At 59.2% G+C, this 22,105-nt stretch carries 22 protein-coding genes; 2 read left to right on the top strand and 20 right to left on the bottom strand.

All coding sequences use genetic code 11. From position 1 onward, the window contains the following. Positions 1–36: 36 nt before the first annotated feature. From GIW81_RS10060 to GIW81_RS10010, 11 genes are all read right to left on the bottom strand, one after another. The gene (locus GIW81_RS10060) at positions 37–654 is read right to left on the bottom strand and encodes a pseudaminic acid biosynthesis-associated methylase (protein ID WP_154739064.1); all 618 of its coding nucleotides are present in this window, start codon (positions 652–654) and stop codon (positions 37–39) included. Next, complete coding sequence (gene pseF / locus GIW81_RS10055; protein ID WP_154739063.1) at positions 651–1,361, bottom strand: pseudaminic acid cytidylyltransferase; 711 nt, start codon at positions 1,359–1,361, stop codon at positions 651–653. Before pseF ends, GIW81_RS10060 begins: the two co-directional genes overlap by 4 nt. A gap of 44 nt (positions 1,362–1,405) precedes the next feature. Further along, on the bottom strand, positions 1,406–3,115 hold the full coding sequence (locus GIW81_RS10050) for an ABC transporter ATP-binding protein (RefSeq protein WP_229309255.1): 1,710 nt from the start codon (positions 3,113–3,115) through the stop codon (positions 1,406–1,408). A gap of 80 nt (positions 3,116–3,195) precedes the next feature. Further along, the gene (locus GIW81_RS10045) at positions 3,196–3,912 is read right to left on the bottom strand and encodes an acylneuraminate cytidylyltransferase family protein (RefSeq protein ID WP_154739062.1); all 717 of its coding nucleotides are present in this window, start codon (positions 3,910–3,912) and stop codon (positions 3,196–3,198) included. Next, on the bottom strand, positions 3,909–4,523 hold the full coding sequence (gene hisH / locus GIW81_RS10040) for an imidazole glycerol phosphate synthase subunit HisH (protein ID WP_154739061.1): 615 nt from the start codon (positions 4,521–4,523) through the stop codon (positions 3,909–3,911). Before hisH ends, GIW81_RS10045 begins: the two co-directional genes overlap by 4 nt. Continuing rightward, positions 4,511–5,275, bottom strand: coding sequence for an imidazole glycerol phosphate synthase subunit HisF (gene hisF, locus GIW81_RS10035; protein WP_324614963.1), 765 nt, complete (start codon positions 5,273–5,275; stop codon positions 4,511–4,513). The genes hisH and hisF overlap by 13 nt, the downstream gene beginning before the upstream one ends. 15 nt (positions 5,276–5,290) lie before the next feature. Further along, the gene (gene neuC, locus GIW81_RS10030) at positions 5,291–6,439 is read right to left on the bottom strand and encodes a UDP-N-acetylglucosamine 2-epimerase (protein ID WP_154739060.1); all 1,149 of its coding nucleotides are present in this window, start codon (positions 6,437–6,439) and stop codon (positions 5,291–5,293) included. After that, the gene (locus GIW81_RS10025; RefSeq protein WP_154739059.1) at positions 6,436–8,205 is read right to left on the bottom strand and encodes a glycosyltransferase family protein; all 1,770 of its coding nucleotides are present in this window, start codon (positions 8,203–8,205) and stop codon (positions 6,436–6,438) included. Before GIW81_RS10025 ends, neuC begins: the two co-directional genes overlap by 4 nt. A gap of 4 nt (positions 8,206–8,209) precedes the next feature. Continuing rightward, positions 8,210–9,337 (bottom strand): polysaccharide pyruvyl transferase family protein, encoded by a 1,128-nt coding sequence (locus GIW81_RS10020; protein ID WP_195930499.1) that lies wholly within the window; start codon positions 9,335–9,337, stop codon positions 8,210–8,212. 26 nt (positions 9,338–9,363) lie between these two features. Next, entirely contained in the window at positions 9,364–10,413 is a 1,050-nt protein-coding gene (locus GIW81_RS10015) for an N-acetylneuraminate synthase family protein (protein WP_154739057.1), read from the bottom strand. A gap of 9 nt (positions 10,414–10,422) precedes the next feature. After that, positions 10,423–11,625: an N-acetyl sugar amidotransferase gene (locus GIW81_RS10010; protein ID WP_324614962.1), complete on the bottom strand. Its 1,203-nt coding sequence runs from the start codon at positions 11,623–11,625 to the stop codon at positions 10,423–10,425. A gap of 605 nt (positions 11,626–12,230) precedes the next feature. On the opposite strand from GIW81_RS10010, the gene GIW81_RS10005 reads away from it, so the two are divergent. Both GIW81_RS10005 and GIW81_RS10000 read left to right on the top strand, forming a co-directional pair. Continuing rightward, positions 12,231–12,914, top strand: a complete 684-nt coding sequence (locus GIW81_RS10005; RefSeq protein WP_154739056.1) for an FkbM family methyltransferase — start codon at positions 12,231–12,233, stop codon at positions 12,912–12,914. A 2-nt stretch (positions 12,915–12,916) separates the two neighbouring features. Beyond that, entirely contained in the window at positions 12,917–13,672 is a 756-nt protein-coding gene (locus GIW81_RS10000; RefSeq protein WP_154739055.1) for a glycosyltransferase family 2 protein, read from the top strand. A 4-nt stretch (positions 13,673–13,676) separates the two neighbouring features. On the opposite strand, the gene GIW81_RS09995 is transcribed toward GIW81_RS10000, so the two are convergent. The 9 genes from GIW81_RS09995 to rfbB form a co-directional block, all read right to left on the bottom strand. Next, the gene (locus tag GIW81_RS09995) at positions 13,677–14,651 is read right to left on the bottom strand and encodes a glycosyltransferase family protein (protein ID WP_154739054.1); all 975 of its coding nucleotides are present in this window, start codon (positions 14,649–14,651) and stop codon (positions 13,677–13,679) included. Further along, positions 14,648–15,436: a class I SAM-dependent methyltransferase gene (locus GIW81_RS09990; RefSeq protein WP_154739053.1), complete on the bottom strand. Its 789-nt coding sequence runs from the start codon at positions 15,434–15,436 to the stop codon at positions 14,648–14,650. The genes GIW81_RS09995 and GIW81_RS09990 overlap by 4 nt, the downstream gene beginning before the upstream one ends. 4 nt (positions 15,437–15,440) lie before the next feature. After that, positions 15,441–16,496 carry a CgeB family protein gene (locus GIW81_RS09985; RefSeq protein WP_229309133.1) on the bottom strand — a complete coding sequence of 352 codons (1,056 nt, stop codon included), beginning with the start codon at positions 16,494–16,496 and terminating at the stop codon, positions 15,441–15,443. 65 nt (positions 16,497–16,561) lie between these two features. Continuing rightward, positions 16,562–17,374, bottom strand: a complete 813-nt coding sequence (locus GIW81_RS09980; RefSeq protein WP_154739051.1) for a glycosyltransferase family 2 protein — start codon at positions 17,372–17,374, stop codon at positions 16,562–16,564. Next, positions 17,371–18,414, bottom strand: a complete 1,044-nt coding sequence (locus tag GIW81_RS09975) for a class I SAM-dependent methyltransferase (protein ID WP_154739050.1) — start codon at positions 18,412–18,414, stop codon at positions 17,371–17,373. Before GIW81_RS09975 ends, GIW81_RS09980 begins: the two co-directional genes overlap by 4 nt. Positions 18,415–18,492: 78 nt before the next feature. Further along, complete coding sequence (locus GIW81_RS09970; RefSeq protein ID WP_154739049.1) at positions 18,493–19,602, bottom strand: DegT/DnrJ/EryC1/StrS family aminotransferase; 1,110 nt, start codon at positions 19,600–19,602, stop codon at positions 18,493–18,495. Continuing rightward, positions 19,595–19,975, bottom strand: coding sequence for a sugar 3,4-ketoisomerase (locus GIW81_RS09965; protein WP_154739048.1), 381 nt, complete (start codon positions 19,973–19,975; stop codon positions 19,595–19,597). The genes GIW81_RS09970 and GIW81_RS09965 overlap by 8 nt, the downstream gene beginning before the upstream one ends. Before the next feature lie 71 nt (positions 19,976–20,046). Continuing rightward, positions 20,047–20,997, bottom strand: coding sequence for a glucose-1-phosphate thymidylyltransferase RfbA (gene rfbA / locus GIW81_RS09960; RefSeq protein WP_324614961.1), 951 nt, complete (start codon positions 20,995–20,997; stop codon positions 20,047–20,049). After that, on the bottom strand, positions 20,994–22,058 hold the full coding sequence (gene rfbB, locus GIW81_RS09955; protein WP_154739047.1) for a dTDP-glucose 4,6-dehydratase: 1,065 nt from the start codon (positions 22,056–22,058) through the stop codon (positions 20,994–20,996). The genes rfbA and rfbB overlap by 4 nt, the downstream gene beginning before the upstream one ends. Positions 22,059–22,105 lie beyond the last annotated feature (47 nt).

Genomic DNA, 22,105 nt, shown 5'->3' with positions numbered 1-22,105 from the left:
ATTCATGCGAGACGCGAGAGCTCACTAGTCCCGCACTTATTCCTGCTCCCGTCTGCGAAACAGCCACCAGGTAATGTCGTCGAAGCCTGCCGCATCGTAGACGTGACCCCACAGGAACCCGTAGTCGACTATTTCGACCTGGAAGTTTTCAACGAATAGCTTTCCGAAGTCGCGTTTGAACAACTTGTTTTGCTCGCCGCGATATTCCAGCATGACAGGGGTCCGATTGAAATACTCGCCCAACAAAATGTACTTGCTGGAATAGGCAAACATTTTCTGCATGGTCTTCAGCAGGTCGTCCGGGTGAATGTGAATGAGGACACCCATGGTGAAGACGAGGTCGAACGTGTCGTCGAGATCGGATGCCTCGATCGACCCATTGAACGCGTACGCCAACGCATGCCGTCGCGTCACATACTCGAACGCAGGTTGGCTGATCTCGATAACCGACTTCGAAGCGTCGGGCAGCAGTACATTCAGGAACTCGATGTTGCGCCCGATATTGCAGCCGCATTCAAGGATGGATGCGAGGTTGGTAGCCTTACCAAGCATCTCCCGCCAAGCCTCAACGCCGCGCTCGTGGTCGAAGCTCGCGTTGTTCTCAATATATTCGCGGGCGTACTTGGTGGCCCAGAAGTTTTCCTGCTCGTTCATTGGTCGGCCTGTGCGGGGTGTGTCCAGGATGTTATGGCGCGGTGTAGCATCTCGGCACGCACCCAGTCCTCAGGTGTGTCGATGTCAACAACACGCCAAGCCGGTATTACGAGAGCAGCCCCACTCTTGTGTACCCGAGGATTATTGAGCCAAGCGTCGCGCCCTCCCCAATAGAATTGGCCCGCGTCGTGGAAGGCGGGCTCGAGATCCTGTGTGCGCACGAGTTCGAACTCAGGAAAGTAGGAAGCAACAAGTCCGGAACTGCTCAGCTTCAACGCGCGCTGAATCGCCGACGGGAACGCCGCAACCGGAAAGCTGTACTCGGCTCCGGACGCGGTAAGGAGTTCCAGAGCCGCGCGCAAATCCCCCACGTCAATAAGGGGAACGGCAGGATAAATGCAGCAGACGTTGTCGATTTTCCAGCCTAGGCTCGCGCACGCCTCGATGGCGTGGGCAATGACGGGAACCGTAGGGGTGTGGTCGTCAGCAAGGTTTGTAGGTCTGCGGAAGGGCACCTCAGCTCCCAGGTCTTGGGCGACCCGCACGATGGCATCGTCGTCCGTGGATACGATGACGTGCTTGAAAAGGCCGGACGAGCGGGCGGCAGCGATGGCGTAGGCGATCATCGGCTTGCCGGAGAACATCTTGATGTTCTTTCCAGGTATCCGCTTGCTACCACCGCGCGCCGGGATCACTGCAATGTTCATCTTTGTTCCCAGAAGCCTGCGCTATCGCTGCAGGGTCAACTCCATCAATGCCCGGAAATAGCGACAGCGTTCTCCACAATCTCGCTGTAGCTTCCGATGCGCTCGATCCTTCCATTCGCAAGCTCGACCAAGCGATCGCAATTCCTGAGTGAGGTCAAACGGTGGGCAATCATGATAATCGTAACCTCAGCGCCAAACCCATCTATGGCCGCCATGACTGACTGCTCCGTTTCGTTATCGAGCGCGCTGGTGGCCTCGTCGAGGATGATGACATCGGCACGCTTGTAGAGTGCGCGCGCTATGCCTATCCGCTGACGCTGTCCGCCCGAGAGGCGGACACCCCGTTCGCCGACGGCGGTGTCGTACTTAGAGTCCCAGGCCTCAATCGTGTCGGCTATCTGCGCCATACGCGCAGCGACCTTGACGCGCCCGAAGTCAATTTCATGCGGCAACACGCCGAATGCAATGTTCTCAGCGATTGTCCCGTCCGCCAAGTAGATGGCTTGTGGCACGTGCGAAATATGTGCTTGCCACGCACGCTGATTGTCAGTTGAGATACGTTCGCCGTCGACTAGCAGCGATCCTTCCGTTGGTTCGAGCAGGCCCATGATGATGTCAATAAGAGTGCTTTTTCCCGCGCCCGTGACCCCCACGAACCCCACCATCTCCCCCCTTTTGATTGTAAGATCAAGACCATCCAAGACCCATGGTCTTTCTATCGTGTAGCGGAACCTCAGACCATCCAGCCTGATTGTCCGCTTGAACGGAATGGGTGCCGGCGGAGGCTGTTGAGCAAAGGCGGGAAGTGGCTGCTCCAGTACGCTCAGCGCATCAGCGGTCAGCGGGAGCCGGCCCCGAAGGAACGTAAAGGAGGAATATGCTTGCTGGATAGCCGGCAGCATACGCTGTGCGCCCACGACCAGCCCTCCCAGGATCGGAATCGCGTCGTAGAATCCCTCGCCTCTACTGGCCAGAAAGAAAGTGATGATGGCCACCAACACGACGCCTAATCCTTCGACGGCGTAGCGCGGGCTCTGGCTGATGATCAGGATATTTGCGCTGGAGTGATGGAGGGGAGCGACCGAGCCGCGAAAAAGACCGGTATAGACGTGTTGGCTTCCATCAATGAGAACGTCGCGAATCCCTCCCAGCCCTTCCTGCAGCGCCTTTATCATGCGGCCCGACTCGCGATTGATGACCTGACCCTCGGCCGCCAAACGATGACGCGCCAATAAGGTTATTCCGGCATAGATCAGGCCAAATCCCCCAAATGCGCTGATCGCCACGATCGGCTGGGCCCATACGAGCAACGCCAGGATGGTCGCCAACAGGAAGCTCGAACTCAGGATGACAAGGCACGGCGTGACAAGCGCCTCGCCAAGGTGACCGGCCTTGTTCACGCCCGCAATGACTTCGCTGCTGTTCTTGGAAACGTGGGTCGCGTAGGGCTGAAAAAGCGTTCGATTGTAAGCTGCAATACTGAAATCGGTGGCGAGCGCGGCGCCAAAACGGGTCTGCGCCAGCATGAGCGCGAGCCGCGTTACGGTCGCCCCAACTACAACGATGCAGAAAAATGCCGTGATCGGGAGCAGTAGGCCCCTCGGCTCGGTGATTTCAAGAGCGCTGATCACGGGTTGGGCCGCTGGGTGGTTGAAGACCATTTGCGGCTTGACCAGAACGCTCAGAAACGGCAGCACGGCGCCGATGCTCAGAACCTCTGCGAAGGTGGACGCGATCATGAGAACAAGAAGCATGAACACCTGGATGCGTCTTCTGCGCGACAGAAGGCGCCAGCATCTCGCGATCACACTGCGGAAGGAGGTCTCAGAGTGCATTACGACCCGCGTCTATTTCTGCTCATCAGAAGCCGAGCGAGTTCAAGATCGAACTCGGTATCGACATCAACGGAACGCTCGCGCGGCATCTGGTAAGCCAATGTGCCTTGCGGCATGAAATCGTGCGCACTTAGGAAATCGGCAATGCCGATGACATAGACGGCACCGTTTAGCCGCCACCACGTCCCGCCGCCTGCGTTTCCAGCGGGGGCGGAACTCCGAAATCCGTCCATGCATAGGTTTTCCGGGATCCGTCCCACCCAGGCGGGTGGACATTCAGCTTCACTGACTGACACGACCGCCGATGCGCCGTGCGACTCTCGCAAGGCTATCGCGGCCGAAATATCGGCGGCGGTCCGCAATGGGGAAGTCGGCTGTAAGAGAACGAGACCTTTGTAGGTGGCCGATTCGGCACCGAGCCGGTCCAGCACATCACGCACCACATCCGCACTTGTACTGCTGTCGGCCGCCAGAGCCGCATCGCGTAGCCACGGGCAATCCGCGCCCGCCTCGCGGGCGATGCTCTGATATTCCCGGGAGTCGGTGGTCACGATGACCCGTGCAATCTCGGGACAATCCAATGCTGACGCCACAGACCATACGAAGAGCGGCTTGCCGCACAGATCCCTGACATTTTTTCCCGGCAGGCGTTTGCTGCCGGCCCGCGCGGTCACGATCGCCAGATAGCCCTTGCCTGTATGTCCGTCAGCCGTCACCGCACCAAATCCACGAAATTGCGGAGCATCTCGAGACCCGCCTCGCCGCTCTTCTCCGGATGGAACTGGGTGCCGAAAACATTCCCATGCTCGACCAGCGCAAGGAGCTCACAACCATCGTACCGGGTAATTCCGCCAACCATTGGCGCCTGGGGCCGAACGACACCGTAGCTATGCACGAAGTAGAACCAATCTCCTTCCAGTCCCTTCATGAGGGCGGGAGCCTTCTCGCGTGATTCAGAGATGACCTGCGACCAGCCATAGTGGGGCAGACGGGCTTCGACCGGCAACCTTACGACCGGATGCGGCATCAGGTGGAGCCCCTCGGTCTCGCCATCCTCCGTGCTCGAACGCATCAGCATTTGAAATCCAAGGCAGATCCCGAGGAGTGGTCGTCCCTCACCCACCATCCGCGTGATCAAGTCAGCGAGACCGTATTGCCGCAAGCGACTCATGCCGGCGCCGAATGCGCCAACGCCAGGTAGAATGAGACCGTCGGCGCTTTTGAGAACTGCTGCGTCACGCGTGATGGAAGCTTTCGCGCCGATGTGCTCAAGGGCGTTCAGGACGCTGCGAACATTGCCTAGGCCATAGTCAATTATTGCGAGCACGCACCAACCCACTTCCTCGCGTGAGCGTCCGAGAGGGCCGACTTCAGCTCCGCCACCGTGGCCTTTCCATAGTGCAGCAAAGACGCGATCGCGATGCCCTGCAGGTGCACCGTCTGATCAAGCTGTGACAGATGCCGCACCTTGCCCGCTCCTCCCGAGGCAACAATAGGAATGCGTACGGCTTTCTCAACAGCCTCGCAGAGCTCGATATCAAAGCCGCGCTGCGTTCCTTCTTGATCAACCGACGTCAGCAGAATCTCGCCCGCTCCCCGCCGCTCAAGCTCGCGAACCCAATCAAGAACGTCACGACCAGTCGGCTCACGACCGTTGCTGATGTAGGCTTCCCAGCCGCTCGCGACGCGCTTAGCCTCTATGGACGCCACTAGGCACTGGCGGCCATAGAGCGTCGCGATCTGGGTCGCCAGCTCCGGCGTACGCACGAGCGCGCTGTTCACCGCCACTTTGTCGGCACCAGCGGCCAGCGCAAGCTCCACGTCCTCGACGCTGCGCAGGCCACCACCGATGGTTATCGGCACGAACACCTGCTTGCACGCTTCGGTTATCGTATCGAATAGATTGCTACGCCCATATAGGCTGGCGACCGAGTCCATGAACAGCACCTCGTCGACGCCCTGCGCATAGTAGTTTGCTGCAAGCTCCACCGGCGCACCGATGCGGCGCTGACCCTCAAGGTGAATGCCCTTGATGACGATCCCGTTCTTCACGTCCAATCTGGCGATCAACCTTTGCACGACCCGTCACGCCACTCAGATATCGTTGAACGTCTTTTGCGTGGAGACATTCCAGAAGTCGGGCTGCCGCAGCGCTGCTATGAAACGTTCGGCGCTGTTGCCGGCGCCGAATTGCATGTCAGGCTCGTAGCGAGTGTTTTCACGCCAAATTTGGTCTATCGCGCCGAGTATGGCGTCGCGTTGTCCCGCCACGTTCACGATACACTTGGCGTCGGCGCGTCCGTTTTGCCGCGTCGAGATATTGACGGCGGGTATGCCGAATACGGGACATTCTCGTATCCCCGCGCTGGAATTCCCGACCAGATAGCGCGCGTTGCGGAGCAGAACAAGGAAATACTCCACCCGCATCGACGGCAGCATTTTGATCGCCGCGCAAGTCTCGAGCTGCTTGTAGGCGTCGAAGATGAGCTCGCAGCCCTCATCGTTGTTGGGGTAGATGACGACATGCTCGCGCCCGCTCGCGAGCAGTGCATCGACCATCGCCCGCGCCGAGCGCCCGGTATCTTCGAGATCGGTCGTGACAGGATGGAACATCGCGATGCCGTACGCGTCAAAGGGGACATCGTAGTAGCGTTTGACCTCGGCAAGATCCGGCAACGATTCTGACAACATCAGATCGATGTCTGGCGAGCCGACAACGTGAATGGTTTTGGCGATCTCGCCGAGCTGGAGCAGGCGCCGGCATGCCTCGTTGTTCGCTACGAAGTGAAGGTGGGACATTTTCGTAACCGCATGCCGGATGAGTTCATCGACCGTACCCGACACTTCGCCCCCTTCCACGTGCGCAACCAGAATATTGCGCAGAGCGCCGACGATTGCGCCTGCAAGCGCCTCCACGCGGTCGCCATGGATAACGATCAGGTCCGGCCGGAACTCGGTGACGTAGCGGGAAAGCCCCTCGATCGTGTTGGCGAGAACCCGTTCCATGGGCTCTCCTTGAACTTGATTGTGGTACACGTAGACGCTGCGGGTGCCGTCGCGGAGCCGATGCTCGGGCAGCGTGCGATAAACTTCATCCACGGTATAGCCATAGCGGGCGAGCGTATGCATTCCCGTGATGAACACTGCAGTCTCGAACTGACCCGCCGCATCACAGGATTGGATGAGAGGCTTCAGCTTGCCGAAATCTGCACGCGTCCCAGTCAGAAAGAGAACTTTCTTCATGGGGCAACGCCATTGTTCGCAAGCGCGCGACGAATGTTGCGTGATAGACCCGGTTTGTCGTCAGGCAGCGGGGCGGAGGCGTTCAACATGTCATGGAGCTCTTTGAGACCCGCCATCACTGTCGCAAGGTCATCCGTCGTTGCGGGATTACCCAGACGTGCCCGCTTTGCAGGTGGGAGCGCGTCATAGCCGCGCTCTAGCATATCCGAGACAAACTGCGCACCCGGCAGAGCGTCACGCCAGTTGAGCAGATCGATGCTATTATCCAGCTGCGGAAAGCGCCCTTTTATCCGCATCCACAGGCGTCCGATATAGGAGATTTGGCGACTCTCCTGTCGTCCGAATGTTTGCGATACCGGCGTCGTGCAGGTAACGAAATTGTATCCGAGCCAACGGAACCCGTTCACTGCATTCTCGAGCCGCCAACCGTCGGACAAAGCGCGGTCGATGTTATCGAAATACTCGTCTGCACTGCGACCGGTGTACATGATATCGGGAGGATACGAGGGGAGCCTCGCGTCATAGGTGACGACGGGGATCCCAAGCACCAGTGCCTCCATCGCCGTGACAGACCAGCCCGTAAGAACAGCGTCCGTGTCTTCCAGCAACTCGTATAGAGAGACGTTCTCACCGGGCCAGTTGACGTGCACGTTTGATGGCGTGTCGGCCAGCAAATCCTCCAGCATGTATGATTGCTCAGACCGAAAACTTTCCCGCTTGTTGGGAAAGTCGCGTGGGTGCACCCTAATCACGACAAAAAGATCGGGGCGTGAAGCCGCCCATTGGATCGTCGCACGCAACCAGTCGGCCTGTGTGCGGAAGACGTCGCTAAAAACCTTCTGCTCCGGAAAAGCGCCGATCAAGAGCGCAGCGTAAGCCTCGTCGTAGCTGGAGAGCGTTAGCAACAGAACGCGTTGTCCCGGCTTGATGCCCCAGCGTTCGCGTATTCCTCTCGTGCCAGCATAGGGCGCCGAGAACACGGCGAAATGCGAGCCGGTGAGCAATTGCCTGAAATGACCGGTGACGCTTGCAGCGGCTTCTGCCGTCAGCGGATTGTCGCTGCTCGAGCCCCAGTAAGTGAGGGCGGGATTGACCAGCTTGTGAACCTTCCAGTCCCATACACGCATAGTGCCGAGCCGGTGGCTCAGATTGGTGCCGCTCTCTATGAACAGCACACGCACGCCCTGCTTGATAGCGTGCTGCATGCAGGAATTGATATTCGAATATTGCGGACTGAACGCGACAATCGCTTGCGGCCGATGCTTACGCAAATGCGCGGCAAAGGCTGTGAGCGAGACGAGCGCGTTGGCTAAGATGATTCCGTACTCCTCCCATTGAGTCTCGGTGAGGTCGGTGGACATCTTCTTGTGCGTCAGAGTGAACTCGTAAAGTGCGATGCGCCCGATGTTCAGTCCCATCGAGGTGGTATCGAGCGATCTCGCCGCCACTGCCCTCGCCGCTGTCGCTTCACAGGCGGCGCGCTCCTCGGCGCTTATGAAGTCGATCAACATATCGAGAGGAAATCTATAGACTCTCGCAATAGCGGCCGCGGCCGCCGTGCAATCCGAGCACACGCGATGCCGCGTTTCGGCCGCACCACCCGCTGGAATGCGTCGCGCTGTCATCACCGAACAGTATGATTGGGCTTTTCCGCACGATAGATAGCGGATCTCGTGACCGTATTCGGCAAGCGCTCGCGCCAGGTAGGCTTCGGGTGCCGTGTGCGGCCACAACGCCGCATGTGGTGTGAAGAACAGTACTTCCACGTGCTCACCGCAACCCAGCGTGCAGCCAGGTATTTATGGACGCGAGGGTGTCGCAGGCCTGCGCGTCCAAACCGGCCCTAAGCGAAAGACACCGGCGACGCAAAGGGGCCAAGTTGGCAAGGTCGGCGACTACGGCATCCGCGATCGCAACCCCGCAGCCAGGATGACGCACATCGACGAGACGATCCGTCATCTCCAGCTCCTCATATAGCAGCGCGACTTGGGGATAGTTGAGCAGGCCACGCGCCGGAACTCCCATGCCGAGCGGACATACGTTGGCGTGAAAGCGCATGCCGAGCACCAGATCGAAAGCCCCATAACTGTCGAGGAAATCATCAAGCCCCTCGCGCGAAGGCACCAACTGGCCAACGAAGATACGGCGCCTGAGGTATCGGTCGGGCAAGAGCGACATCAGCTCCGCGAGCAGGGCAACGTCGCGCCAGATGTGCGCCCGCAAGTCGATGCCCAGCGTAGGGTCGGCATCCAGAAGTGTGGTGCAGGCGGAAGCGAGTTCCTTGAGAAACTCGCCGGCCGACAACTCCGCGTTGAACCTGCGTTCGAGCATGTCGCCGGCGATATTTATTCCGATCCGACGTGACGCTGGCCGCTCTGCAGCCACATCGGGACTCGGGACGGCAAAGAAACCACCGTCGGGGAGAACCGGGATAGTCTGTGCTCGGGCCGCTCCCAGCACCTCGCATAAAGCTTTAGAGGAGCCATCGTTGCGGACGCATACAAACATATCGCTGCGGGCAAGGACCTCGGAGATGAAGTCGTCGAAGCGCTGCGCCGTAGCTTTGCTATACCCCTGACCGATGTCTACGCCGATAGCGAAGAATAGGGTCGGCACTTTCAATCGCGCGAGGCATTGAGGTGAGATGTCTATCGAGGTCCCCGTCGCCGACCTCTCCACCCAGAGCTCGAAATAGTTTCCGCCGCCGATCAGAAGCAGATCGAACGTGTTAGCGTAGTCGACGAAGGCATCATCGAACGGACGCTTCGTCCAATAGAACTCGCGGATCTCAAGCTCAGTATATTCTAACGCGAAATCCAAATGCTCGCCGAGCATGCGGCGGGCGCCAGCATGGTTTGCTACATCGCCGATGTTTCCAGCGAAGCTGGCCAGATGCAAGACCCTCAGTCGCCGGTTGCGGGATGTCATTTGCCTGCGTCGGCGACTTCCGTGTCGCCCCACGACACCTGAGCGTTTGCTGGCAAGTTGCGCACCGCCGCGCGTCCAAGCACGGTCTCATAATCCAACGCCTTAATCTCGCCGGTGCCGGGACGCTTCACCCAGATATTGTCCGCACTGAAAACTTCGCCCGCAGACACGGAGCGGGTGGTGACGACACAAGCGTAAGCGAAATCGATGGTGGGCTGTTCCTCAGGCAGGATTTGCTTGTTGCCACCAAGTGCGGCGTGGATCGCTCTCGACCCCTTGACCAATTCTGAAAGCTGAAGCGGATCAACGGAAATCGGAATGTCTGGACCCGGCCAGTCAAAGCTTGACGTGAAGTGCTTCTCGACGATCGACGCGCCAAGAGCCACGGCGCCAAAGCAGGTGTAGGGGCCGAGCGAATGGTCAGAGAGGCCGAGCACCGCATCGGGGAAAGCTGCTGCCAATTCGGCGATGGCGCCGAGCCGCACTTTGTCATAGGGCGTCGGATACATCGACGTGCAGTGGAGCAGACCAAACGGGACGCCCGCGGCGCGCAATATTTCGACTGAATGGCCAATTGAATTGAGGTCGTTCATGCCCGTGCTGATCACGACCGGCTTGCCAAAGCCGGCAACGTGGCGAATGAGCGGATAGTTGTTACACTCGCCGGAGCCGATTTTGTACCATGCGACACCTAACGTCTCGAGCTCGTTGGCGGCAGCGCGTGAGAATGGGGTGCTCAGATAGATCAGTCCGCGCTGTTCGACATAGTCCTTGAGCCTGCGCTCTTCTTCCCGCGAAAGCGCACAGCGCACCATGATGTCCCAGATAGACTCGGTCGCGTTACCCGGCACGACGTCGTTGGGAATCATCTCGTCTTCGACCACGTGATACTGGAACTTCACACATTCGCACCCGGCCGCCAGCGCGTCATCCACCATGCGGACAGCCTTGTCGAAGCTGCCTTCGTGGTTGATGCCGATTTCCGCGATCACCAGCGGCGGGTGTGAAGCGCCAATCTTGCGTCCATTGACTTCAATCTCGGGCATGCCACTTTCTCAGCTCACTTGGTGCCTGAGGCGCCACTTGTTGCCATCCTGCTCCCAAAGATGGGGGGAACGGAATCGATCGACGGTCGCCCAGAAATCCTGCTCGGAGATGTCGACGTATTCGAGGAACTCCTCGAAGTACTTCTTGGGAAACTCCTGGTCGAACTTGTGTACGAGGTTGACCCCTTCCTCCCGCGTGATCTTGCCGTTGCGGATTTCCTGTGCCGCGTCATAGGTCGCGCGGCCGAGTCCGAACTTGATGAGTGTCGTATAGTAGTGAAACGGATCTATCCGGTCATCGATGCTGCTGTACTTCGAGTAGCTACCTTCGGTGCGCTCGAGATTGGCCTGAAATCCCGTATGCTCCACGGCGTAGTAGTAGCATTCCTGCGGGTCCCACTTGAGGTAGTAGCCTAGGTAGTGGACCTCGGTGCCGGCTTTCTCCAACGTCTCTCGCGCCGGTGGGATGTAGGGCATGAAATCACCGAGCGTGTAGTCGCCGCCAGCGATGATGTCGCGCATGGCGACCCCACCGAATTTCATATCGAGCGCGTCTCCGGCCGAGAAGAAAGCCGGGTCCATGGTCGGCAGCTTATTGTCGTCGACCTTGTTTCCGTATTCGGCTTGATTCTCACCGTACATCACCAGCGGCACACCGAACTTCGCGCCCATCGCGGGACCGATAATGCGCTGGCCAATGATGAATGGCTGGAAGGGATGCAAGAGGTTCCTGAACGCGAGCCCCGTCAAGTGGCGGTGGAGCCGTCCGTTCGGCGTGTAGAGGACGTTATCGAGTCCGCCCACATGCATCCAATTATTGAAATTCCTCCACCCGATCTCGGTATACATGTGCGGCGCCCAAGTCACCGTGAGCGGGTTCATACCAAACTTGTATTTGAGGACATGTGCCGTGTAGGCGCTATCTTTGCCGCCGCTTCCGGGCACAATCACATCATAGCGGCCATCATTGCGCCTAAACCGCGCCAATAAGGCCATGAGCTTCTTTTCGCGCTCTGCCCAGTCGATATTGCACTCCTTCTCCTGGGCGTAGGCACAGGCCGAACAGAGCCCGTCTGCGAATGCGATCGTTCGTTTTTTATCGTCCTTGTCGCTGCTGAACTCGACAGTCGAGCTCGGTCTCTGGTTCGAGATGACGCATTTCTTGCAAAAGACCACATCACGCGGCAGCCCGAATAAGGCTTCTTGCGTCACAGCATGCTCCGGTTGGTAGGATTAAGGATTCTGACCCCAACGAATGCTACCGCGCTCCTGGTGAATTCACCCGGAGCATAGTCGCTTCCAGTCGCAAGATGGCTCCTGTCGAACCGCCACAGGAAGGTGCAAAGCACCCAGCCAATCCAATAGAATCCGACGTGCTCAGGTACATTTCTTCCAGCGACTGGTTAGCATGTTCACCTCGTGAACGTCAACTGCGGAGCCCGTTCTCCGGGGTTCGCAAGACCGCCAGCCGGCTTCCTGATCACTGCCGCTATACGGAGTGCGATCCCGTCGAGTCCGTCGATGGGCTGAGCTTGTGCGGAATCGCGAAGTGGTGCGCCGGCGGCCGCGCTGGAGAACCGAACCTGCGTGAACACTACAACCTACCCTGGCACCTCGAACGCGCTGATTGCCACTCCGTGGAGCATTGCAATCAACGTCTCTATCAAGAGGTCCTGGACAATCTCGCTCCGGCTGCCATCTACTGCGGACGCGGCGGGCGCGTCCTGGAGCGACGGCCGGAGACAATGCGACGGACAATCGCGAACGCGTCAGCACGTAGCAGCGACTTTGTCGGCTGATGCACACTGGAAACAGCCATGAACGTTCACTCTGTAATCCGCCGCATCTTGCGTCGCGACCCAAATTTCGAGCCGCAGAAATGCTATGGTCAGGACGGAGAGGATTTGATCGTCGACCGTATTCTGGGTCGACAGCAAGTCGGCTTCTACGTTGATGTAGGCGCGCATCATCCTGTCCGCTTTTCGAACACCTATATGTTCTACCGGCGCGGCTGGCGTGGCATCAACATCGACGCGGAGCCGGGTTCAATGCGGCTCTTCCAACGTTATCGGCCGCTCGACATCAATATCGAATGCGGCGTGGCGGCTCGTGCGGGGCAACTGAAATTCCATCGGTTCAACGAGCCGGCGTTGAACACGTTTGATTCCGCTGAGGCTGCCTTGAAGGACCGCTCACCCTATAAGATCATAGAGACTGTGGACGTTTGCGTAGAGCGCCTCGACTCCTTGCTGGAGCGGCACCTGCCACCGTCGCAGACGATCGACCTATTGAGTGTGGATGTCGAGGGGAAGGACGCGGAGGTGCTTTCTTCCAACGATTGGACGAAGTTTCGCCCGCGGCTGGTGCTTGCCGAGACGCTTCGTGCCGATCTGCTGAGCATCGCCAATTGTCCGGTCAGCCTCCTGCTCGGGGGAGTGGGGTACAAGCCTGTTGCTAAGGCGTTCAATACGGTGTTTTTTGCCCAGGGCGATCAGGCCTGACGATGAAAATCAGCATTATTACGGTTACCCGCAATTCCGAACGGACAGTTGCCGACGCCGTGGATTCGGTGAATAGGCAAACATATCAAAATATCGACCATGTCGTGATCGACGGAGCCTCTTCTGACGCCACTGTAGATATCGTGAAACGCGTCGGTCATCGCCTAAGCTATCTAAGCAGCGAGCCGGACACGGGCATCTACGACGCGATGAACAAGGGCCTGATGCATGCCGACGGCGAGATCGTCGCATTCCTGAATTCCGACGATTTTTATAGCAGCCCGGACGTTGTCGCGGTGGCGGTCGAGCGAATGCGGCAGAAAAGTTTGGACGCGCTATTTGGCGATGTCGAGTTTGTGTCGCCTAAGAACCTGAGCCGCGTGACGCGCCGATACCGATCTGACAAGTTCACGCCGAACCAGCTTCGATTTGGAATTATGCCTGCTCATCCCGCTCTGTTTATGCGTAGGTCGATCTACACCGCGCTGAACGGCTTCAAGACGACTTATAGGATCGCCGGCGACTTCGAGTTCATCGTGCGGGCCTTCGCCGAGGACGCGCTCAAATACGAATACCTAGGACGCGTTCTCGTGAGAATGCGGACCGGCGGAATAAGCACGGGCGGTCTCCGCAGCAGACTTACAACCAACAGTGAAATACTGCGGGCGCTAAAGGAAAATGCAATCGACGCCAGCTATCTTACGCTGATGTTGCGTTACCCCGCCAAGGCGGCAGAGCTCCTTGCGCGCTTCGCCTGAGTTCTCAGTACCGGACGTAGTTGCGCAGAAACTGCTTCACAGGGTCGGGCAGAAACTTCTGTGCGAACCGGCGCCCGCTGACGAGGCCCCTTGGCTTTATACCCTTGTTGAACGTGGGAAAATGCGCGCGCACTCCTTGAAGGGTGTGCGTAAGCGCCGACTCGTACGCGGCGTAAACGTCGTCGGGCTCCTTGCACTCCAAGGTATAGAATTTCGAAAGCCTATCGAACTTTCGACCCGGTAGCAGCTGAAACTGGTGAAAATGGTAGAAGATCAGGGGCGCTTCATCGACGACGATGTTGCCAAACGCATCTTTCCCGAAGCGGTACTTGGAGTAGTTCCACGGCGCGATACCTGCACCGGGGTGTTGCAGGATGTGGCATGAGGCATAGCGATCGGGCCACTCGTCGAGATATTTTTGGTCGCCCATCTTTCCGTCCTCGAGACGGTAGTAGCACCACTCAATGCATTGCTCGCGCCATCGTGACAGGCACGCCATTCCCTCAGCGTCGCGCCGGAAGCTAACCCATTCCACGCAGAAGCGGCCGTTGACCTCACGATTCTTCAGCCGCTCACTGAAGCGATGCTCGATGATCGCAATCGACGCGTTGCCGATTTCATCGAAGAGAGGGGCCAAAGGCGAGTAGAAGAGGAGATCGGCGTCGAGGTAGGTTATGAAATCGATGTCCGGGCTGGTGTCCAGCACGTACCAGGGCAGGGATGAAGACAGTGTCCAGCAGTACTCCACGGGGCCGCGATTTGCCTTTGCTACGAGGAGGGCTGCATTCTCGATATCATGCAGGGAGATTAGGGTCAGATCGGCGATACCGAGCGTTGTAAGAACGGATCGCACATCATCATCCATGCACAGCACATGGACGTGCGCTCCGGGAGAGAATTTTTGCAGGCTTTGGATCATTGCAACTCCCTTCAGCAGGTAGTTGCTGTCGAAGAGAGTGCAGAAGTGGTGCTTGGTCATCGGGCGCGCTTCTCGCAAACGTAGGTCTTCACTGCGCTCGTCACGCCACCCTGAACCTCATTGCTCAGAACGTGTGTGCCGATGATGGGCAGGCCGCTTTTCTCCAACAAGGCGGTGAACTCGTCCTCGTTGAAGTGGATCTCGATGGTCTCGACGCCGTAGGCTTTCTTGCGATACCACGTGGTAGGCTGGCCCAGCACGACAGGCGTTCGGTGGAAGATCGCGAAGCGGCGCGCGACACGTCCTGTTTCCTCAACCGCTTTCCCGAACTCAGGAATGTGCAGCAGGCAGCAACCCGAGACAACGACATCGAAGGCCTCTTCGGGATAGCTGAGCATCGTTGAGTCTTCCACGTTGAAGTTGAGATCTGGATATCTCCTTTTGGCGAGGTCGACAAAGGCCGGAGAGTAGTCGCAACCCGAATATTCCAATGGAATGCCCGCAATCTGCAGAACTTCGGAGTAGTATCCACTCGAGCAGCCTATCTCGAGAACCGTTGAGGTGCTCGACATCTCCGGCAGGCTTCTCAGGGCCGCGATGAGCACGTCGAAGACATCGATGCGGCTTCCCCTGCGAAAGGCGTCGAGCTGACGGTCGACAAGCTGGCGCTGGCTTTGCGGAATATCTTCGTTCTTCCAGGCGTCGCGCAAGCGGGCTGATTCGTCGTCAAGTTCCCCCGGCGCGAGCGTCGCATAGTCCGTGGAGACGCCCGCGGACATGAGCTTCTGCTTCAAACGAGCGAGGAACTTGCCAAGCGAACTTTGCCTGACGAGATGCCGCAGCATGCAACTACCCCATATGCCGCTTGAGGATGTCGTTCAGTTCGATCATGCGCATTTCGTAGGTATGCTCCGACAGCGTACGCTTCTGACCGGCCCTCGCGATATCTTCGGCTTCACGTGGGTGCTCGAGAAAGTGGAGAATGACCTCGGCTGCTTCTTCTTTGCTTGTGTAGGCGACAACCTCCTTGCCGGGCTCGAACAGCTCGCCAAGATTGTCCTTCTCGTCGGTGATGAGAAGTGTGCCAACGCCCGTGGCTTCATAGAGACGCATGTTGTTGGCGTTGTTCTCGGCTACGCCGATATGACGGTTCAGCGTCATTCGGCTCCTCGCCAGGGCGCGGTACATTCCAAGCCCCCAGACCTCGCCATGGTGTCGGGCAACGATAGGCGATCCGCGGTCCAATGCCCCGACGCCATAGCCGTAAAATTGGATGGGCGTTTCACGCGCCAGGTACTCGAGCGTGGGAATGGCGTTCGTGTGGTGACGGCTGATGCCTCCCACAAAGCTTATCGGCACGGTCTTCTCGACGCTGCCTAGTTCCTCGAGCACCCGAGTATCGAAACCAATACGGAAGTATTCCGACGCCACACCGAGCGCGCGCAGGCGCGGGACGAAATGGGGAAACGACGTCAAGATCAGATCGTAGCCGCGCAGGAAATCATTGGAAGGCAAGGGGCAGGCGATCTGACCCACGATCAGCCGGACGTGCTCGCGCAGCTCCCTCAGCGCATGCGGCGGGAAGAAGCTCAGATCCTGGCAGTAGAGCACGTCGGGCTTAAGCGTCTTCAGCTGGGCGACGGCGATCTCCATCAACCCCGGAAGTGCCGCCAGCCACGGGCCGATCATAGGAACGCGGAATAGCCTGTGCGGCAACTGCATCGCGAGCTTGCTGTAGGGCACGCCGTTCTCGTCGGCCCAGGCGACCTGCAACGGAACGCAGTTGACGATCAAGTCCTGCGCGTCCCAGCCGAGCTTTTGCAAATGGCGCGAGTAGAAATCGGATGTGCCAAAGCAGCTTGCCAGAAGCGCATCGCGCTGGTCTTGGAAGTCCTGTCGCTGCAAGCCTCCCGAAGCGGCGTAGTGGGTCTTGAGAAACGCTGCGTAGTAGGTGTCGACGATCGCTATCTTCAAGTTGCACCTCGGCGCTCGATGGGCGCCTGGCGCCAAGCGATCGGAGCGGCACTCCACCAGAAGCAAATGAGCGCCGGCAGAAACTGCGGCGAGCTGCGAGAGAAGTATCGGCGCCAGAGATTCTTCGGCCTGCGCGCGTTGCCGTAGTCGTTGCCGGAGTAGGTGATGGCCCTTTCACTGACGAGCAGCTGGTAGCCCGCGCGGCGCACGCGCGCAGCAAGCTCGTAGTCGGCCAGGTAGTGCGGGAGCACCTTGGGGCGCATGCCGTGCACTGCCCTGATGGCTGCGACCGGATAGAGCGTGCCGCGACCGCTCAGGGCATCGACCTGATGCGGCGGGTTTTGCGGATCGACGGGGCGTGGCGCGGCCAGCTTGTCTTGAATCTTGGAATACCAGCTGTTGAAAACGGGTCCGATGGAGAGAAGCGTTTCGGGAGCGTCCTCATCGCATAGAGCGCTGCCGGTGGCGGCTGGCGCAGCGCTCCTTGCGGTGTCGAGCAGGCTCTGGAGAAAGTCAGGCCCGAACCGCGTATCGTTGTTGACCAGCGCCACCCAGTCGGAGGCTCCTGCTTCCCTGAGAACTGCGCGCATTCCCAAGTCGATGGAACCGCCCCACCACAGGTTCCCATCGCCACTGAGAACTTTCACGTCGGGCTGAGCCGCGAAGTACTCGGCCGTTCCGTCCGTGGACCCGTCGTCGATCACGACGATACTCAGAGGATCGTCCAGCACCTGACGCCGCAGGCAGCCGATGACGGTTTGCGTCATCGCCAGTCGGTTGAACACCGGAACCAGGACGTAAACCGTCACGTGCGTCCTCGTGTGCGCAACTCGATCAGAATGCTGTCGCCTTGACCTGCCAGGTCGATGGCGCGATTCCAAAATGCGATCGACCACGTTAGCGCCGTGCGCACGATCTTTTTCAGGCCGGCTCCACGACCTGTGCCGGAAAGTACCTTTGCGCCCGTTGTCCCGTCGCCGATCGCGCCTTCGCGGACCGACCGGCTGATCCAGAGGGGGCTCGGGACGCCGCGACGCGGCTTATGGCGCAAGGTGAGTATTTGAAGGATGGTCCAGATATTGGGCGTGACCGTGCGATGGCCGATGACGTCGAACTCAAGCCTATCGGCCAGGCGACGGAAGTGTGCGAGGTCGAAGTGATGCAAATGAAATGGGATGTGCCAGTGGATCCAGCGCGTTCCGAAAAGGCGGCGCGACAACGAATTTTGGTTTGGGAAGGCGAGAACGATGCGACCGTTCGGCTTCAACCTGGACTTGAGCACGTCGAGTGCGAGATGCGGCTCGGGTATGTGCTCGATAACCTGATTGAGCACGATCAGGTCGAACTTGATCCCCGGGAAGGGGTCGTCGTGCAGGCTGCCGATGTGGACGTTGAGCCCCAACTCGTCGGCAATGCGACGGACGCTCGGATCAGCTTCAATACCGTAGGCCTTGGCGCCCAGGTTCTGGGCTTCGAGCAGCGATAGACAGCTACCGGCACCGATGTCCAGCACAGTATCGTTCGGCTTGGCTAGGTATTGTCCCTGATTGTCGGTGCCCTCCAGCCACCGGCGCCATTTGGCGCCGGCGCGCTGCACCGCATCAGCCTCTTCAACAAGGCTCGGCGTGCTCACCTCCTTGCGAGGATAGTACGTGCTGTAGAGTTGGCCGAGCTGTCCCTCCGCGAGGCGGGGTGCGGTCATGAGGTGGCCGCAGCCTTCGCAGCGTACGAGCTGGAAGAGGTCCGGGCAGCCGTAGCGGTCGTCAATCACGTCCGCAACAGAGCGATGCTTGGACTCCCCGCAGACGGGACACTGCGCGCCCTGTCCCAGACTTCCGTTCGCCGACATCTTGCTTGTCACGGGCGGCCTTTCACCGGCCGATAGCGGGCTCTTCTACGCCCCGCGGCAGTTGCGATCGCAGATGATTTAGCCTTGTCCACGCAGGCTTCCTGCATTGATGCTCGCAACAGCGTCACACACTTCGATGATCTCTGTCGGCGAATGGCCGGCCGAGATCGGCAGGCTAAGCTCGGTGTCGTGCAGGTCGTCTGCGATGGGGAAGTTTCCCTGCAAGATGCCCTCCATCGCTTCCTGACGATGGGGCGCGATCGGATAATGGATCTCTGTTTTGACGCCGCGCTCAAGGAGCAGTTGGCGTAGTGCGTCACGTGCGGCGTGGCGCACGGCGAAGATGTGGAAGACATCGAACTCGTCATCGCGCCGCCGCGGCAATGACAGCCAGTCCGGAAGACGCTCAAAGTAGATTTCGGCGAGTTGCCGTTTGTGGGCGGTGATCTGGTCCAAGTGACTTAGCTTGATGCGCAGGAGAGCGGCCTGTAGTTCGTCGAGCCGGGAGTTCGTGCCGATGTAGCGGTTTACGTACTTCTGCTTCGAACCGTAGTTGCGCAGATGGCGAAGCCGCTCAGCCAGGTCGTCACTGTCCGTGACAACTGCTCCGCCGTCGCCGAGCGCGCCCAGGTTCTTGGTCGGATAGAAACTGAAGCAACCCGCATCGCCGAATGTCCCAGTCATCTGCCCGGCGAGTCTGGCTCCGTGCGACTGGGCGCAGTCCTCGATCAGCTTCAGACCGTGCTCGCGAACGAATGAGCCGATCGCGTCCATGCGGCACGGCTTACCGAAGAGATGCGTCACGCACACAGCCTTCGTCCCCGGCGTGATCGCGTGAGCCAAGAGTGCGGGATCGATGTTGAACGTCTCCCGGTCTGGCTCAACCAAGACGGGCCTATGGCCAGTGCGCACAATTGCAAGGATCGTCGCAATGTACGTGTTCGAGGCAACGAGAATGTCGCTGCCGCGCGGAAGATCGAGAGCCTCGATGGAGAGAATAAGAGCGTCGAGGCCGTTGGCGACTCCGATGCAGTGCTTAGCTCCCACGTACGCCGCAAACTCATTCTCGAACGCGGCGACTTCCTGTCCCAGGACGTACCATCCGCTGCGAATGACCCGGCTGGCGGCCGCCTCCAATTCCGACATGAGCGCCGCATTCGATGCGACGAGGCTCTCGTACTCAATCATGCGGCGCGTCGACATAGGGCTCGTCGATATAGTCGGCCCGGTCGTAGGGATGCGAGGCCAGTACGAGTACGACCGCATCGTCGGCTAGGGTAAACGTATGCCAATCTTTCGGCTCCACCAAAAGGCAATCGCTCGGTCTCTGGAGCTTAATCGTCTCCTCCCTCACGCCGTCGTTCATGTAGACGCTGACCGAGCCGTGCACCGCAACCAGAGCCTGTCTGGTCTCCTTGTGGCGATGGCCGCCGCGGGTCTGTCCATCGGCGGCGTGGATCCAGTAGATGCGGGCGATTGCGAAAGGTAGTGCGCCTTCGAGCACGGTCAGCGCGCCGCGCGCGTCCGCGAAGGTGGGCAAGCTCAAGATCGGGAAGTGCATCTGCCGTTCCTAGGCTCGCGCCAATCGATACTACAAGCCAAGGACCACGTTGCGCTGGTCTTTCTCGGCCCTCACGCTCGAGCCGCGGCGGTCGTTGACTGCGCGTCCAAAGCGCCTGTGGCCGGCGCCGCAAATCGCGTCTTCTGCGAACGCTCGAGAATGCTCAAGAGATACTTGCCATACGCGTTCTTTTGCAGATCCGACGCTAGCCTCAGGAGCTGTTCGGCGTCGATCCAACCATTCGTGTACGCGATTTCCTCGGGACACGACACCATGAGCCCCTGCCGCCTTTGCAGGGTCGCGATGAAGCTCGATGCCTCGAGCATGCTGTCGTGCGTTCCCGTATCGAGCCAGGCGTGGCCGCGGCCCAACAGCTCGACATACAGCTGACCCAAATCCAGGTATCGCTGGTTGATATCGGTGATCTCGAGCTCGCCCCGCGCCGACGGCTTCACTTCCCTTGCCATGTCGCAGACCTGGGCATCGTAAAAGTAGAGGCCGGTGACCGCGAAGTTGCTTTTCGGAGTGGCCGGCTTCTCCTCGATGCTTATGGCACGCTGCATGTGATCGAAGGCGACCACCCCGTAGCGTTCAGGATCCGTCACGTGATAGCTGAACACAGTCGCGCCATCGGCGCGGGCACTGGCGAACTGCAGCTGCGCGATGAGCTCGTTACCATAAAATATGTTGTCGCCGAGGATGAGCGTGCTCGGATGACCACCGATGAAATCGCGCCCGATCAGGAACGCCTGAGCCAGTCCATCGGGAGATGGCTGAACCGCATAGGAAAAGTTGACCCCCCATTGGCTGCCGTCGCCCAGCAGGTCGGTGAAGCGCGGCGTATCGGCTGGCGTGGAAACAAGCAGCACGTCCCTGATCCCCGCCAGCATCAGCGTGCTGAGGGGGTAGTAGATCATGGGCTTGTCGTAGACCGGCATCAGCTGCTTCGAGATCGCCCGGCTCGCTGGGTAAAGCCGTGTGCCTGAGCCGCCGGCCAGGATGATTCCCTTCCTTGGCTTCACAGCGCTACTCCATATTGCTGCCTGATCCACTGGCGATAGGCACCGCTCGTGACGCCGCTCACCCAGGCGCTGTTTTCTACGTACCACAGGACCGTCTTTCGTATCCCGCTCTCGAACGATTCGGCCGGGCGCCAACCGAGCTCGGCGGCAATCTTGCTTGCGTCTATGGCATACCTGCGGTCGTGGCCGGGGCGATCAGCGACGAAAACAATCTGCTCACGGTATGACTTGCCCTGCGCATGCGGCCTGATCTCGTCAAGGATTGCACACAGCGTCTGCGCCACTTCCAGGTTCGTCTTCTCGTTGCCGCCGCCAATGTTATACGTGTCGCCGATCGTGCCTTCCTCCAGGACACGCTGGATGGCGGTGCAGTGATCCTCAACATAGAGCCAATCGCGCACATTCTGACCATCGCCGTAGATGGGCAGGGCCTTCCCCGTCAGCGCATTGTGCACCAATAGCGGGATGAGCTTTTCCGGGAACTGATACGGCCCGTAGTTGTTGGAACAGTTTGTCGTCACCACTGGCAAACCGTAGGTATGCCTATAGGCCCTGACCAAGTGATCGCTCGACGCCTTGCTCGCCGCATAGGGGCTATTGGGACAGTATGCATTGGCCTCCGTGAAGGCCGGGTCGTCGCTCCCCAATGACCCGTAGACCTCATCCGTGGACACGTGCAGGAAGCGGAAGCTCTCGCGACGGCCGCCATCCATACCCCCCCAGTACGCGCGCACGCAGTCTAAGAGACGGAACGTTCCCACCACGTTTGTCTGAATGAAGCTTTCGGGACCGGCGATGCTGCGGTCCACATGCGACTCTGCCGCGAAGTTCAGCACGGCGCGCGGCTTGTAGCTTTGCAGCAATTCGCCGACCAGGTTTGCGTCACCTATGTCGCCATGCGCAAATATGTAGCGGCGATCGCCGGACAGAGCCGCGAGATTCTCCAGGTTGCCCGCATAAGTGAGCGAGTCCAAATTGAGGATCGGCTCGTCCCGCGTACGCAGCCAGCTGTGAATGAAGTTGGTACCGATAAATCCGGCGCCGCCGGTGACAAGGAGCATTGATCTACCGTCGATTACAAACGTGGCAACTTGAGGTGGGGAGCAAT

The sequence above is a fragment of the Hyphomicrobium album genome (assembly GCF_009708035.1).
GTDB classification, from domain to species: domain Bacteria; phylum Pseudomonadota; class Alphaproteobacteria; order Rhizobiales; family Hyphomicrobiaceae; genus Hyphomicrobium_A; species Hyphomicrobium_A album.
This window is presented reverse-complemented; position numbering and strand designations above follow the sequence as displayed.